Annotated in this window: 14 protein-coding genes; 8 read left to right on the forward strand and 6 right to left on the reverse strand. The window is 54.7% G+C overall.

The annotated features are described in order from the left end of the window. Nucleotides 1-14: 14 nt before the first annotated feature. From ubiI to gcvP, 4 genes are all read left to right on the forward strand, one after another. The gene (gene ubiI / locus Y71_RS04235) at nt 15-1217 is read left to right on the forward strand and encodes an FAD-dependent 2-octaprenylphenol hydroxylase (protein ID WP_007370240.1); all 1203 of its coding nucleotides are present in this window, start codon (nt 15-17) and stop codon (nt 1215-1217) included. Nucleotides 1218-1639: 422 nt separating this feature from the next. Continuing rightward, nucleotides 1640-2734: a glycine cleavage system aminomethyltransferase GcvT gene (gene gcvT / locus Y71_RS04240; protein WP_007370241.1), complete on the forward strand. Its 1095-nt coding sequence runs from the start codon at nt 1640-1642 to the stop codon at nt 2732-2734. Between the two features lie 26 nt (nt 2735-2760). After that, nucleotides 2761-3150 carry a glycine cleavage system protein GcvH gene (gene gcvH, locus Y71_RS04245; protein WP_007370242.1) on the forward strand — a complete coding sequence of 130 codons (390 nt, stop codon included), beginning with the start codon at nt 2761-2763 and terminating at the stop codon, nt 3148-3150. A gap of 173 nt (nt 3151-3323) precedes the next feature. Next, the gene (gcvP, locus tag Y71_RS04250; RefSeq protein WP_007370244.1) at nt 3324-6197 is read left to right on the forward strand and encodes an aminomethyl-transferring glycine dehydrogenase; all 2874 of its coding nucleotides are present in this window, start codon (nt 3324-3326) and stop codon (nt 6195-6197) included. A gap of 162 nt (nt 6198-6359) precedes the next feature. Here the strand turns inward: gcvP and Y71_RS04255 are convergent, their stop codons facing one another. Both Y71_RS04255 and Y71_RS04260 read right to left on the reverse strand, forming a co-directional pair. Next, a complete protein-coding gene (locus Y71_RS04255; protein ID WP_035942047.1) occupies nt 6360-7811 on the reverse strand; it encodes an MFS transporter in 1452 nt (483 codons plus the stop codon). A 138-nt stretch (nt 7812-7949) separates the two neighbouring features. Next, nucleotides 7950-8696: an SDR family NAD(P)-dependent oxidoreductase gene (locus tag Y71_RS04260; protein ID WP_007370247.1), complete on the reverse strand. Its 747-nt coding sequence runs from the start codon at nt 8694-8696 to the stop codon at nt 7950-7952. 126 nt (nt 8697-8822) lie between these two features. Between Y71_RS04260 and Y71_RS04265 the strand changes: the two genes are divergently transcribed. Then, nucleotides 8823-9692 carry a LysR family transcriptional regulator gene (locus tag Y71_RS04265; protein ID WP_007370248.1) on the forward strand — a complete coding sequence of 290 codons (870 nt, stop codon included), beginning with the start codon at nt 8823-8825 and terminating at the stop codon, nt 9690-9692. 102 nt (nt 9693-9794) lie between these two features. Here Y71_RS04265 and bglA read toward each other — a convergent pair whose 3' ends face one another. Then, nucleotides 9795-11228 (reverse strand): 6-phospho-beta-glucosidase BglA, encoded by a 1434-nt coding sequence (gene bglA, locus Y71_RS04270; RefSeq protein WP_007370249.1) that lies wholly within the window; start codon nt 11226-11228, stop codon nt 9795-9797. 116 nt (nt 11229-11344) lie between these two features. Continuing rightward, complete coding sequence (locus Y71_RS04275; RefSeq protein WP_007370250.1) at nt 11345-12073, reverse strand: MurR/RpiR family transcriptional regulator; 729 nt, start codon at nt 12071-12073, stop codon at nt 11345-11347. A 351-nt stretch (nt 12074-12424) separates the two neighbouring features. Here Y71_RS04275 and trhA point away from each other — a divergent pair, with 351 nt between their 5' ends. Next, on the forward strand, nt 12425-13084 hold the full coding sequence (gene trhA, locus Y71_RS04280) for a PAQR family membrane homeostasis protein TrhA (protein WP_007370251.1): 660 nt from the start codon (nt 12425-12427) through the stop codon (nt 13082-13084). A gap of 39 nt (nt 13085-13123) precedes the next feature. Here trhA and ygfZ read toward each other — a convergent pair whose 3' ends face one another. Beyond that, entirely contained in the window at nt 13124-14104 is a 981-nt protein-coding gene (gene ygfZ / locus Y71_RS04285; protein WP_007370252.1) for a tRNA-modifying protein YgfZ, read from the reverse strand. A gap of 247 nt (nt 14105-14351) precedes the next feature. Here ygfZ and sdhE point away from each other — a divergent pair, with 247 nt between their 5' ends. Beyond that, a complete protein-coding gene (gene sdhE, locus Y71_RS04290) occupies nt 14352-14618 on the forward strand; it encodes an FAD assembly factor SdhE (protein ID WP_007370253.1) in 267 nt (88 codons plus the stop codon). Further along, the gene (locus Y71_RS04295) at nt 14599-15015 is read left to right on the forward strand and encodes a protein YgfX (protein WP_007370254.1); all 417 of its coding nucleotides are present in this window, start codon (nt 14599-14601) and stop codon (nt 15013-15015) included. The genes sdhE and Y71_RS04295 overlap by 20 nt, the downstream gene beginning before the upstream one ends. Nucleotides 15016-15033: 18 nt before the next feature. On the opposite strand, the gene fldB is transcribed toward Y71_RS04295, so the two are convergent. Next, nucleotides 15034-15555 (reverse strand): flavodoxin FldB, encoded by a 522-nt coding sequence (gene fldB, locus Y71_RS04300; protein WP_007370255.1) that lies wholly within the window; start codon nt 15553-15555, stop codon nt 15034-15036. Between the last annotated feature and the right edge of the window lie 48 nt (nt 15556-15603).

The raw sequence follows: 15603 nt of genomic DNA on the forward strand, positions 1-15603 counted from the left end.
CAAAGGAGCAAAGAGTGCAGAGTGTTGATGTTGCGATTGTCGGCGGCGGCATGGTTGGTCTGGCGCTGGCTTGCGGGTTGCAGGGGAGTGGTTTACGGGTTGCGGTGCTGGAGCAGAATGTTCCGCAGCCGCTGGCGGAAGATGCACCACCGGCGCTGCGCGTATCGGCGATTAACGCCGCCAGCGAAAAACTTCTGACGCATCTTGGCGTGTGGTCAAACATCATTGCCCATCGCGCGGGACGCTATCACGGCATGGAGGTGTGGGACAAAGACAGCTTTGGCCGCATCTCCTTTGACGACCAAAGCATGGGCTATCCTCACCTTGGCTATATTATTGAAAACGCAGTGATTCATCAGGCGCTGTGGGATAAAGCTCAGCAGTGTCAGGATGTCACTATGATTGCCCCTGCCGAATTACAGCAGGTGGCCTGGGGTGAGAACGACGCGTTCCTCACCTTAAAAGATGGCACGATGCTCACGGCCCGGCTGGTGGTCGGGGCGGATGGCGCGAACTCCTGGTTGCGTAACAAAGCGGATATTCCGCTAACTTTCTGGGATTATCACCATCACGCGCTGGTAGCGACCATTCGCACCGAGGAGCCACATCAGGCCGTCGCGCGGCAGGTGTTCGATAACGATGGCATTCTGGCGTTTCTGCCGCTGAACGATCCACATTTATGCTCGATCGTCTGGTCGTTGCCGCCGGATCAAGCGAAAACGCTGCAACAGGCCAGCGATGAGACGTTCAACCAGGCGCTGTGCGTGGCCTTTGATAATCGTCTTGGTCTGTGCCGCGTGGAAAGCGAGCGCCAGGTCTATCCGCTCACCGGTCGCTATGCGCGCCACTTCGCCGGTCATCGTCTGGCGCTGGTGGGCGATGCTGCGCATACCATCCATCCGCTGGCCGGGCAGGGCGTAAATCTGGGCTTTATGGATGTTGCGGAATTGATTACCGAGCTGCGCCGTCTTCGCCGTGAAGGAAAAGATATCGGCCAGCATCTCTATCTGCGTCGCTACGAGCGCAGCCGTAAACACAGTGCGGCGCTAATGCTGGCGGGAATGCAGGGCTTCCGCGAACTGTTTGCCGGATCGAACCCGGCGAAGAAGCTGCTGCGTGATATTGGTCTGAAACTGGCGGATACCCTTCCGGGGGTAAAAACACAACTGCTGCGCCAGGCGCTCGGCCTGAATGACCTTCCGGAGTGGTTACGTTAACCCCATCACATTTCCCTTCCCGCAAACGGGAAGGGGACTCCCTGCCTCATTTGAAATATTCTAATTTCACCTCGTTTTTCGGATTAGATTTACTCATGTATGATTTTTCGCACTGCAGAAAAAATGATGCTTTTGCGGAGTGAAATATTGAAATAGGGCGCAACTACGTCGCTTTATTGATGTTTTGTGTGGGTGATTTCGTTTTTATCTGGCACAAAATTCTGTTGCTGTTTTTAGCTAAATAGGTCATAAGCTAATGTGATGGCCCATTTTCTCTTATGGTTAAGTGCCGCTTTCGGTGTTAAGTTCAGGCAAAAGATAACGTTTGCGTCGGCGTCCGAAATGGCCGTTGACGCTGGTCGTTTTGGCGAAATGAACGCCGCCGAAAAACGTGATAGCGCAGCTTATTCGACGAGGACAAGATGGCTCAGCAGACCCCTTTGTATGAACAACACAAGCTATGCGGCGCCCGCATGGTGGATTTCCATGGCTGGATGATGCCGCTGCATTACGGCTCGCAGATTGATGAGCACCACGCAGTGCGTAGCGATGCCGGGATGTTCGATGTTTCGCACATGACTATCGTCGATCTGAAAGGCAGCCGCACCCGGGAGTTTCTGCAATATTTGCTGGCAAACGATGTGGCCAAACTCACGAAGCCCGGCAAAGCCCTCTACACCGGCATGCTGAATGCCTCGGGCGGCGTGATTGATGATTTGATCGTCTACTACTTTACCGAAGACTTCTTCCGCCTCGTTGTAAACTCCGCCACCCGCGAAAAAGACCTCTCCTGGATTACCCAACACGCCGAACCTTTTGCCATTGATATCACCGTCCGTGACGACCTGTCGCTGATCGCGGTTCAGGGGCCAAACGCGCAGGCGAAAGCCGCCAGCCTGTTTACCGATGCGCAGCGCAGCGCGGTCGAGGGAATGAAACCGTTCTTCGGCGTTGAAGAGGGCGAGCTGTTTATCGCGACCACGGGCTACACCGGTGAAGCGGGTTACGAGATTGCCTTGCCGAACGAAAAAGCCGCCAGCTTTTGGCAGGATCTGCTGAAAGCGGGCGTAAAACCTTGCGGACTCGGCGCCCGCGATACGCTGCGCCTGGAAGCGGGCATGAATCTTTATGGCCAGGAGATGGATGAAAGCATCTCTCCGCTGGCTGCCAATATGGGCTGGACCATCGCCTGGGAACCGCAGGATCGCCAGTTCATCGGTCGTGAAGCGCTGGAGCAACAGCGCGAAAAAGGCACCGAACAGCTGGTTGGTCTGGTGATGACGGAAAAAGGTGTGCTGCGTAATGAGTTACCTGTGCACTTTACTGATGCGCACGGCAACGTGCAAAAAGGTGTGATCACCAGCGGGACCTTCTCGCCGACGCTTGGCTACAGTATTGCACTGGCGCGCGTTCCGGCCGGAATTGGCGAAACGGCAATTGTGCAGATCCGTAACCGCGAAATGCCGGTCAAAGTGACCAAACCTGTTTTTGTGCGCAACGGCAAAGCTGTCGCGTAACGTAATTTTTATCTGGAGAGAATAAAATGAGCAACGTACCGGGCGAACTGAAATACAGCAAAGAACACGAATGGCTGCGCAAAGAAGCAGACGGTAGTTATACCGTTGGCATCACTGAGCATGCTCAGGAACTGCTGGGTGATATGGTGTTTGTCGACCTGCCGGAAGTGGGCGCGACCGTTAGTGCTGGCGATGACTGCGCCGTTGCCGAATCGGTAAAAGCCGCTTCTGATATCTACGCGCCGATTGGCGGTGAAATCGTAGCCGTTAACGATGCGCTGAATGACTCTCCGGAGCTGGTTAACAGCGAGCCGTACGGCGAAGGCTGGATCTTCAAAATCAAAGCCAGTGACGAATCGGAAGTTGCTGCGCTGCTGGATGCAACGGCATACGCCGCATTGTTAGAAGACGAATAAATACGCGTCATCCTTCACGTTGCAGGCGCGTTGGCTTGCTCGCTCACCCAGTTACTTACTGATGTAAGCGCCTGGGGATTTGCAGCATCGCCGCCTTCCTGCAACGCGAAAGCTTTAGCGTATTCAGATAATTTCCGAATACGATTCACCGCACGTTTCAGGAACCATCGCTCATGACTCAGACGTTAAGTCAGCTTGAAAATCGCGCCGCATTTATCGGCAGGCATATTGGCCCGGACGCATCGCAACAGCAGGAGATGCTGAACACCGTAGGGGCAGATTCGCTAAATGCCCTGATTGCGCAGATCGTACCGAAAGATATTCAGCTCGCCACGCCGCCGCAGGTGGGTGAAGCTACCACCGAATTCGCCGCGCTTGCCGAACTGAAAGCCATCGCGGGCCGCAACAAGCGCTTTAAGTCTTACATTGGCATGGGCTACACCGCAGTGCAGTTACCGCCGGTGATCCTGCGTAATATGCTGGAAAATCCAGGCTGGTACACCGCGTATACGCCGTATCAGCCGGAAGTATCGCAAGGGCGCCTGGAAGCGCTGCTCAACTTTCAGCAGGTGACGCTGGATTTGACCGGCCTGGATATCGCCTCTGCTTCCCTGCTGGATGAAGCGACCGCCGCTGCTGAAGCGATGGCGATGGCGAAGCGCGTGAGCAAACTGAAAGGCGCTAACCGTTTCTTCGTTGCCGATGATGTGCACCCGCAAACGCTGGATGTCGTGCGCACGCGCGCCGAAACCTTCGGGTTTGAGGTGATTGTTGATGCGGCTGACAAAGTGCTGGATCACCAGGATGTTTTCGGTGTTCTGCTGCAACAGGTTGGCACCACCGGCGAAGTACACAATTACAGTGCGCTGATTGCGGAGCTGAAAGCCCGCAAAATCGTGGTTAGCGTCGCCGCCGATTTTATGGCGCTGGTACAGTTGACGGCGCCAGGCAAGCAGGGTGCCGACATCGTGTTTGGCTCCGCTCAGCGTTTCGGCGTGCCGATGGGCTACGGCGGTCCGCACGCGGCATTCTTTGCTGCTAAAGATGAATTCAAACGCTCCATGCCTGGGCGCATTATCGGGGTTTCCAAAGATGCTGCCGGTAACACTGCGCTGCGCATGGCGATGCAGACCCGCGAACAGCATATCCGCCGCGAGAAAGCCAACTCTAACATCTGTACTTCACAGGTGCTGCTGGCCAATATCGCCAGCCTGTACGCGGTGTTCCACGGCCCGGAAGGGCTGAAACGCATTGCGGGCCGCATTCACCGCCTGGCCGACATTCTCGCTACCGGCTTGCAGCATAAGGGGCTGAAACTGCGTCATGCGCACTACTTCGATACGCTGTGCGTTGAGGTCGCGGATAAAGCCGCCGTGCTGGCGCGCGCTCAGGCGCATGAGATCAACCTGCGCAGCGACATTCTGAACGCGGTGGGTATTACGCTGGACGAAACGACCACTCGCGAAGATGTGCTGGCGCTGTTTAGTGTTCTGCTGGGTGACAATCATGGTCTGGATATTGATGCGCTGGACAAAGATGTTGCGCTCGATAGCCGTTCCATTCCGCAGGGGATGCTGCGCGATGATGCGTTCCTGACGCACCCGGTTTTCAACCGTTATCACAGCGAAACCGAGATGATGCGCTATATGCACTCTCTGGAACGCAAAGATCTGGCGCTGAATCAGGCGATGATCCCGCTGGGTTCCTGCACCATGAAACTGAACGCGGCAGCCGAAATGATCCCTATCACCTGGCCGGAGTTCGCGGAACTGCATCCGTTCTGCCCGCCGGAACAGGCTGAAGGCTATCATCAGATGATTACTCAGCTTTCCGAGTGGCTGGTCAAGCTCACCGGTTACGATGCGCTCTGCATGCAGCCAAACTCCGGCGCGCAGGGAGAATACGCAGGCCTGCTGGCCATTCGCCACTACCACGAAAGCCGCAACGAAGGCCATCGCGATATCTGTCTGATCCCAAGTTCCGCGCACGGCACTAACCCTGCGTCGGCGCAGATGGCGGGGATGCAGGTGGTGGTCGTTGCCTGTGATAAAAACGGCAACATCGACCTTGCCGATTTGCGCGCGAAAGCTGAGCAGGCGGGTGATAACCTCTCCTGCATTATGGTGACCTATCCGTCCACTCACGGCGTATATGAAGAGACGATCCGTGACGTGTGCGAAGTGGTGCATCAGTTTGGCGGCCAGGTTTACCTCGATGGCGCAAACATGAACGCCCAGGTGGGCATTACTTCGCCGGGCTTTATCGGCGCGGATGTGTCCCACCTCAACCTGCATAAAACGTTCTGTATTCCGCACGGCGGTGGCGGTCCGGGTATGGGGCCGATCGGCGTGAAAGCGCATCTGGCGCCGTTTGTTCCGGGGCACAGCGTGGTGCAAATCGAAGGCATGTTGACGCGCCAGGGGGCGGTTTCTGCCGCACCGTTTGGCAGCGCGTCGATTCTGCCGATTAGCTGGATGTATATCCGGATGATGGGCGCGGAAGGGTTGAAGCAGGCCAGCCAGGTGGCGATTCTCAATGCTAACTACATCGCCAGCCGTCTGAAAGAGGCGTTCCCGGTGCTGTATACCGGGCGCGATGGCCGTGTGGCGCATGAATGCATTCTCGATATTCGTCCGTTGAAAGAAGAGACCGGGATTAGTGAACTGGATATTGCTAAGCGTTTGATTGACTATGGTTTCCATGCTCCAACCATGTCTTTCCCGGTTGCTGGTACGCTGATGGTGGAGCCGACAGAATCGGAAAGCAAAGTCGAACTGGATCGTTTTATCGATGCGATGCTGGCGATCCGTGGCGAAATCGACCGCGTGAAGCAGGGCGAATGGACGCTGGAAGATAACCCGCTGGTGAACGCGCCGCACACCCAGAATGAGCTGGTGGCGGAGTGGAACCACGGTTATACCCGCGAGCTGGCCGTATTCCCGGCAGGCTTCACAAACAAATACTGGCCAACCGTCAAACGTCTGGATGATGTCTACGGCGACCGTAACCTGTTCTGCTCCTGTGTACCGATGAGCGAATATCAGTAATTCGCTGATTCAGCTATTTTTTAAGGGCGCTTCGGCGCCCTTTGCTTTTGGGGAACGGTGATGATTGTAGTAGTGATGCGCGCCGCGTCAGGCAAGAAGCAGCTGAACGCTTTACCATGATTCACATACTGCAGTGCTCGTTATGTTTTGATCTGCAGCAGCTCAGGGAAAACCCTTCGTCACCGGCGTTAACCCAACAGGTTGCCGGATAAGTCTGATACTTAACCCTGCTCCCGCAGCGAGGCAGCACGCCATTGTCAGGACTGCGACGACAAACGCATGGGTGATATCCGTCGCGCTATGGCTGTCGCCCACAATACTGTAAAAAATACCGCCCATCACCGCGACGCTGAGCGCGGTGCTGACTTGCAAAGCTGAGCTGGTGATGCCGGCAATCATGCCTGCAAATTCCGGTGCGACGCGGCCTGTTAGCATGCGCATCAGCATTGGCATCGCCAGACCCTGGCCAAAACCGGTGATAAACAGTAGCGCGGCGAGTAGCGTCATTGCGGGAGTCGCGCCCGTCGCCGTTGCGGTTACCAGCCATGCCAGTCCTGCTAACCCGATGGTTTCGCATCCCATCCCGATCGTGCTCAGGTAATTTCCGGCAAAACGCCGCAGGTACGGGGTGAGCAACGGCCCAATCAGAAAACCGGCACCAAAAGGCAGAAAAATCAGGCCAGCCGTTAGCGCATCGACATGCAGTGCGCTTTGCAGGTAAACCGAAAACAGTAAAAAGAATGCGGCGATGGAATAGAACAACAGCGCGATCGCCAGCCCGCAACCCAGCCCTGGCGCTCGTAACGCGACAGGATCCAGCAGCGGTGAGCCGCCATGACGGCTGAGGCGTATTTCATAACGCCATAACAGCGAGGCCAGCAGCGGAGCTGCAAGGAATAACAGGCACGTCCACCAGGGCCAGCCCGCCTCACGGCCTTCAATCAACGGAATAATCAGTGCGCTCAACGTTGCTGTTGCCAGCAGCATGCCGCCGGGATCAAGTTTGCGGGCATGTGGCGCCCGTGTCTCTTTCAGCAATGGAATACCAAAAACAATCACCAGCAGCGCCACTGGCAGGTTAACAAGAAAAATGGCCCGCCATCCCAGGTTGAACAGATTCAATGTAATCAGGATGCCGCCCAGCGCCTGTCCGATAACGGAGGCAAGGCCAAACACGGCACCATATAAACCCAGCGCTAACGGCTTCTCTGTTTCAGGAAAAATGGCCTGCACGGATGCAAGTGCCTGCGGAGCCATGACGGCGGCCGAAGCGCCCTGGAGTGCGCGCCCGACAATCAACACCCACGGCGATCCGGCGATCCCGCACAACAGTGATGCAGCCGCAAAACCAATCAGCCCAAGGAAAAACATCCTGCCACGACCATACAGATCACCCAGCCGTCCACCAGTGATTAAGGTGGTCGCATATACCGCGGCATACGATGAGATAACCAGTTGCTCCGCAGAAGACGAAGAGGCTAAATCGCTCTGGATTGACGGGAGCGCCACATTAACGATAAAAAAATCGAGTGGTGGCAGGAAAGCTCCCACCAATAAAATTACGAACATCGCCCAGCGACGAGGTTCAGCGTGCGTCATGTTATGTGCTGACATAACCCCTCCCGGAAACCCTGCGGTTTCCAATCAAGCAAAATGGGTAGAACAAATGAAACATGTGGATTCGTGTGCGGAGGTATCCCGGCTCTCTCCTGCATGCGAACAGCCTGGCAGCCTTTATTGAATTGCGGCGGGTTAGCGCATGCCGCCAGACGCCATAATGACCTCGCCGGTCACCCATCCTGAGTCGTCTGATGCAAGGTAAGAGACTATCGGCGCGATGTCCTGCACCTGACCGATACGACCAAGCGGCGTCTGCGCTTCGTTCCAGGTCTGGAAGTCCGAACCCATCGCCCCGGTAGCGTGCGTACCTTCAGTTTCGACAAGACCAGGGTTAACGGCGTTAACGCGGATGCCGCGCGGACCAAGCTCGCGCGCGAGTACGCCGGTAATGGCGTCAATGGCACCTTTGGAGCCGCTATAAATAGCGCTCTCTGGCATAAATACGCGTGTGACGAACGAACTGATGTTGATGATGCTCCCGCCTTTCTCCAGATGTGGCACGGCGGCGGCGCAGACCAGCAACGGGCCAAGCACATTGATGTCGAACTGCTTGCGGTACAGCGCTTCGGTGGTTTCTTCGATCCTGGCGAACTGATAAATCCCCGAGTTATTCACCACAATGTCCAGCCGCCCAAAATGTTCAATCGCTGAGCTAACCAGCGCCTCAACCTCGCGCTGGTTGGTAACGTCTGCGGCGGCCGCCACGGCCTCTCCGCCTGCGGCTTTGATATCCGCAACCACGCTGTCTGCACCGGTTTTGCTGGTGGCGTAGTTGACGATAACCCTTGCTCCCTCCGCTGCCAGTTGGCGGGCAATCCCGGCACCGATACCTTTGGATGCACCTGTGACGATGGCAACTTTGTTTTTTAATTTGTTCATACTTTCAGATCCTGGATGAGGCCATAGCAGCCGGTTCAGTGAAGAGACATTATGGTGATGCCTGCATAATTGTTAGGGAACTGCCATTTATGTATATTTGATGTTCATTTTTGAATGGGGGCGGGTATGGAGTGGAGCGACGTACGGATATTTCTGGCGGTGATCCGCAAAGGATCGTTCGGCGAGGCCGCCCGAAGCCTGGGCGTGAGCCATCCGACGGTGGGCCGACGGATCAAAGCGCTCGAAGATGAGGCACAACAGCCGCTGTTTCGCCGCACGCGTGAGGGGCTGGTGCTGACCGATGCCGGAGACGCGGTGCTGAACCTGGCGGAATCGATGGAAAATTCTGCGCTGGCACTGGAAAGACGCCTGGCGGGTAATCACCAACGGCTCGAAGGTATTTTGCGGATTTCATGTGCCGAGTGGTTTGCGGGTTATGTGCTGGCACCGGTGCTGGTCGAATTGACGCGCCGTCATCCGGCCGTGGTACCGGAGATCATCGCCAGCTACCGCTTACTTAATTTATCCCGGCGCGATGCCGATGTGGCCTTTCGTCTCGTGCCTTTTACCGAGCCGGACATTGTCCAGCGTCGCCTGATGACCATTTCCTATGGTCTTTACGGTACGCCTGAAACCGCACAGACACTGCACCACGATCCGGCGTCAGTGGGGCTTATTCTGATGAACACCGCCCAGTCACATTTTCCTGACGTCACATGGTTGCTCGACAGATTTCCCCGCTCCAGGCGTGTTTTCACCAGCACAAGCCGGGCTGTTCAGGCGCAAATGTGCCTGCGAGGGATGGGAGTGGCCGTGCTACCACGGCCACTGGGAGACGCCGTTTCCGGGCTGCAACGTATTCAGACTGAAGATCAACTGCCATCCAGAGAGATATGGGTCGGCTACCACCAGGATCTCCGGCATATGGACCGCTTGCGCGCCATGCTGGATATCGCCGATACGCTGCTTGCCGACCCGGCGACGAGAGCACCGTGAACCCGCGTGTCATTTTACTGAGCACCGCACAAAGAAAACATGTCCCGCTCTGGTTAGCCCACGATGCTTTGTGCCGCTGGCATCCGGCAACGTCTCAAAGCATCACAGCTTTTCGCCATTGCTGGCGATCACCTCTTTGTACCAGTTAAAGCTCTTCTTGCGGGAGCGGGACATATCACCCGTACCGTCGTCGTGCTTGTTCACATAGATAAAACCGTAACGCTTGCTGTACTGGCCGGTGGTGAAGGAGACGCAGTCGATGCAGCCCCACGGTGTATAGCCCATCAGATCCACGCCATCGTAAGTGACTGCTTTCATCATCTCTTCAACGTGCGCGCGCAGATAATCGATGCGGTAGTCATCGTTGATGCTGCCATCGGCTTCGACTTTGTCGTAAGCGCCAAAGCCGTTTTCAACGATGAACAACGGTTTCTGGTAGCGTTCATACAGTTCGCACAGAGAGTAGCGCAGCCCGACGGGATCGATCTGCCAGCCCCAGTCGGAGGCTTTGACGTGCGGGTTCGGCACGCTGCCTTCGAAGCCGGAGATAGCATCGCCGCTGCCGCCTTCCGCTTTCACCGCATTGGTCATGTAATAGCTGAAACCCAGGTAATCGCAGGTGCCTTCACGCAGGATCTGCTCGTCGCCGTTTTCCATTTTGATGGAGAAGCCGCGGCGCTCCCATTCGTTCAGCACATAGGACGGGTAGTAACCACGCAGTTGTACGTCGGTAAAGACATAGCGCTCGCGCATTGATTCCTGCGCAAACATGACATCTTCCGGCTTACAGGAGAAGGGATAGAGCGCAACCATCGCCAGCATACAGCCGACTTTCATTTCCGGGTTGATGCGGCGGGCCGCTTTCACTGCCAGGGCGCTGGCGACGAACTGATGGTGCAGCACCTGGTACATGGTCTCTTCCGGGTTCTCATGATCGGTATAGACCACGCCGGAGCAGCAGTAGCCGAACAGCGGTGCGCGCCAGTTACGCTGGTTGTTGATTTCATTGAAGGTCATCCAGTATTTGACCTTGTGCTTGTAGCGTTCGAAAACCACTTCCGCGAAGCGTACGAAGAAATCGACTACTTTACGGTTGGTCCAGCCGCCATATTCCTGCACCAGATGCAGCGGCATCTCGAAGTGGGAGAGGGTGATCACCGGTTCGATGTTATATTTCAGCAGCTCATCGAACATATCGTCGTAGAATTTCAGCCCTTCTTCGTTAGGCTGCTGCTCATCCCCTTTCGGAAAGATACGGGTCCAGGCGATCGAGGTGCGAAAGCATTTAAAGCCCATTTCGGCGAATAGCTTGATGTCTTCTTTATAGTGACCGTGGAAATCGATCGCTTCATGGTTCGGGTAATATTTCCCGGCCACCACTTCGCTGGTGATCTCGCGCGGTACGCCGTGTGCGCCGCCGGTCAGCACGTCACAAATGCTTGGGCCTTTGCCGCCTTTATTCCAGCCACCTTCAACCTGGTGCGCGGCAACGGCGCCGCCCCATAGAAAATCTTTTGGTAAGGTCAGTTTTTTCATCTTTGCTCTTCTCGTCATATTGGCTATTAACGAGTCTAACAAAGGTGATTTAAATGTCACGATATAACAAATTGCCATCTGGGTAATTTGTTACACCAGAAAAACACTCTGTTTTTTTATGCTATTTTCTTCGCCAGCTTGCGCCCCAGCGATTCCAGAATATAAATGACCGGAATTTGCGTCGTAATATCGTAGCCGCCGGGAATACGCGTAGGAGGAATATGCCAGGAGAGATTGAAATCCGCCAGTTTCGCCAGGCGCGACTGTTCGTGGCTGGTAATCGACAGCACTTTGCAGTGATGCAGGCTGAACTGCCCGGCAAAACGCAGGATCTCCTCGGTCTCACCAGAGACGGAAAGGACAATTGCCAGGGCATTTTTTGCCATATCATTGGTGACCGGGAAATAAGGGTCATCAATATGGTTGCTGAATTTTCCAATATTAGAGAAGAAACGGGCGCCATATTTTGCCAGTGCGCCGGATGTGCCAGCGCCAACAAAGATAATACGCTCTGAGGATAATATTATATCGACGGCTTTATTCAGCAGGGCATCAAATTCATCGTTATTTACGCTTTTAAAAAAACTAATAACTTCACTGGCACCAAAATTCGCCTGTGGTAACTCATTTTGCTCTAAATATAATTTGAAGCGGACGCGAAACTCCGAATAGCCTTCACAGTTGAGCTTGCGGCAAAAGCGTAGCACCGTAGTGGTGGAGACGCCCGCCGCATCGGCCAGTTCGCGGATCGTCATATACATCACTTTGTCGCGGTTTTTGACTACATAGTGATAGACCATCATCTCCAGATTATTGAGGCTGGCGATGGCAGAGTGGGTAAACATCGTCACGGTGGTGTCCTTTACTCTCTGTTAACGTTGCCAGCCAGTGTGTAATTGCGTGACTACATGCTGCCATAACTCTGGCTGGCTTGCCCTGAGTTTTGTTCCCGGCATAAGAATCTGATTTAGCGGCCTGCATATTGTCATTTCCGCTTCATACTTTCATCCTACATTCACGTTTTATGGGCGTATGTTCCTTGCGAGAAGGTTGAACAGTTGTAACGCCAGTCGTCGGCTTAAATGCTGCCGTGAATATATATTGATACGAATTTTTTTAGCGTACAGGTGTGCACTGGAATCATTCTCAGTTACTCTAGTGACGCAATGTTTTTTTGAGTTCTCCCGGAGTTAGCTATGGCCAAGAAACCCTTAATCGCACAGGGATACACACTGGCAGAAGAAATCGCCAACAGCATTAGCCACGGAATTGGGCTGGTGTTCGGTATCGTCGGGCTGGTACTGCTGCTGGTACAGGCGGTAGATGCAAAGGCCAGTACAATGGCTATCACCAGTTACTCGCTTTATGGCGGTAGCATGATTTTGCTGTTCCTTGCCTCTACGCTTTACCATGCCATTCCGTACCAGCGTGCCAAGGCGTGGCTGAAGAAATTTGACCACTGTGCCATTTATCTGCTGATTGCCGGAACGTATACACCGTTTCTGCTGGTTGGGCTGGATTCGCCGCTGGCGCGCGGGCTGATGATCGTCATCTGGAGCCTCGCTCTGCTGGGGATCTTATTTAAACTTACCATTGCCCATCGCTTTAAAGTGCTGTCGCTGGTGACCTACCTGACCATGGGCTGGCTGTCGCTAATTGTGATTTATCAGCTTGCCACGCGCCTGTCGGTTGGAGGCGTAACGCTACTGGCTGTGGGTGGCCTGGTCTATTCGCTCGGCGTGATTTTTTACGTCTGCAAACGCATCCCTTATAACCACGCAATCTGGCACGGCTTCGTGCTGGGCGGCAGCGTCTGTCACTTCCTGGCGATTTATTTGTACGTCGGACAGCTTTAAGTTAAAGCCGGTGGCGGTTTCCGCCCCGGCTTAGCGCGTTTACTCTTCCAGTGAATAAGGCAGCGGCTCGATGCTCAACGTATTCGCATCGTCGCGCACGCGGAAAACGCTGCCAGGTTCCATATCGTTGTTCATCACCACCTGAACCAGAAGGCGTCCGTCATCAAGCTGCACAGATGCCAGCACGGTACCGGTACGGCGCCAGTTGTCTCCCATCTTCAACTCAAGATCTTCTCCCGCTTCCGGCACCCGGCTGGCTGTCCCTGCCAGATACCACAATGCGCGCTTGTTGGCGCCGCGGAATTTTGCTCGTGCCACCATCTCCTGGCCGGTGTAACAGCCTTTTTTAAAGCTGATGCCGCCCAGCGCCTGTAGGTTAGTGGCCTGTGGGATAAACTGCCCGCTGTTTGGCGCATCAATAACCGGCAAGCCCGCTTCGATATTCAGCGCCAGCCACTGTTGACTGTTATTAAGCTGCGCTTCGCCACGCAGTTTTTCGGCCACCAGTTCCGCTGTTGCTGCGTTGGTTACCAGCAGGAAACGCTCGGCAGGGTGTGCAAACCACAACAGGGTGGTATCGCCTTCCTGCACAACCTGTTTTTCACTGTCCGGAAGGATGGTAAAGAGATTCGCCAGCGCCGCGCGCGCCTGAAAACCGGCCACGCCCAGTAGCACGTGTTCATCGTCTTGTGCAATGGCGACTTTAGAGAATACGGCGTATTTCTTCAGTTCACGAAGCTGCGCTTCACGCACGCTGCGGCGCAGGATCCAGGCAAAACCGTCCTGAAAGTGGAACAACCGCATATTGCTCCACATTTTCCCTTTAGAATCACAGTGTGCCGCCAGCAGGTGCTGTTCAGCCATCATAGTGGTGACATCGGCGGTCACCTGGCCTTGCAGGTATTTTTCGCTATCTGCGCCGGTAATCGTTGCCAGCGCCCAGTCATCGAGCGTCATAAGCGTCAGCGGCAGACGTGATGATGCGGTCGGCTGGCGCGGAGGAAACGGAGTAAAAGGCATAATAATGTCCTGATTAGCTTAACGCTGTGTTGGTTCTTAATGGTAAAAGAGCCGTTGTTCAATGCAAGTAATAAAGCATGCGTTTTGTGCCATTGTGCATGCGTTGCGAAGCATTACGCAGCGCAATGATATTTTTTGCAGTGGGTGCGATTAATTCTGGAAGCGGCCCCGCGAAGCGAAATATTCCGCAAAAGGAATATTAAAAACACGTTACAATGGGCCATTATGCCGATGAAGGGAGAAGATCATGGATATTAACAACAAAGCCCGTATCCACTGGGCGTGCCGCCGTGGAATGCGTGAACTCGACATCTCAATAATGCCTTTTTTCGAACATGAGTACGACACGCTGAGCGATGATGACAAACAGCTGTTTGTTCGTCTGCTGGAAAGTGACGATCCTGATTTATTCAACTGGTTAATGAATCACGGTAAGCCTCAGGACACGGAGTTACAAAGAATGGTGCAGTTAATCCAGACACGGAATCGGGATCGTGGTCCTGTGGCAATCTGAGTTACGCGTCTCCTGGCGCGCACAATGGATTTCGCTTTTGCTCCACGGTCTGGGCGCTGCACTCATTTTGCTGATGCCCTGGCCTTTGAGTTACACACCGCTGTGGCTGCTGTTGCTGTCGCTGGTGGTTTTTGATTGCGTGCGCAGCCAGCGGCGGATCAATGCCTGTCATGGCGAACTCAAACTGCTGATGGATTCCCGCCTGCGCTGGCAGGGCATGGAATGGGATATCATCGGAACGCCGTGGATGTTACGTAGTGGAATGATGCTGCGCTTGCGCCGTGAAGAGGATGGGCGCCGTCAACATTTATGGCTGGCGGCAGACAGCATGGATGCGCAGGAGTGGCGCGATCTGCGCCGGGTGATATCACAGAAACCGGCGCAGGGGCTGCATTAACAGGGGATGTGGCTGCCTTTAAACCAGCCGTTCCGCCATCTCTGTCAGGATTTGCTCACACCATGACTGAATGCGCGAATCGCTCAGGTCATACTGATTGGTTTCGTCCAGCGCCAGGCCGACAAACAGTTGACCATTGGCAATTACCGGTTTGCTGCTGGTAAATTCGTAACCTTCCGTCGGCCAGTAGCCGATGAACGTCACGCCTTTGGGTGCCAGTTTGTCATGCAGCATGCCCAGTGCATCAAGGAACCATTCGCCGTAGCCGAGCTGATCGCCCATGCCGTATAGCGCGATGATTTTGCCGTCAAGATTGAGGTCATCAAGCTGATCCCAGATGGCTTCCCAGTCTTCCTGCAATTCGCCAAAATCCCAGGTCGGAATGCCGAGGATAAGCGCATCATATTGCTCCATCAGCGCGGGTGCGTCATCTTTCAGATTGTGCAGCGTCACCAGTTCCGGCCCGATAATTTCGCGAATTTTCTCCGCCGCCATTTCGGTATAGCAAGTGCTGGAACCGTAAAACAGGCCAATATTCATAACGTAAACTTCTCAATTCCGGATGTCTCTTTGTGAGCAGTGTACCAG

Origin of the sequence: Kosakonia radicincitans DSM 16656 (assembly GCF_000280495.2) — a bacterium.
GTDB classification, from domain to species: Bacteria; Pseudomonadota; Gammaproteobacteria; order Enterobacterales; family Enterobacteriaceae; genus Kosakonia; species Kosakonia radicincitans.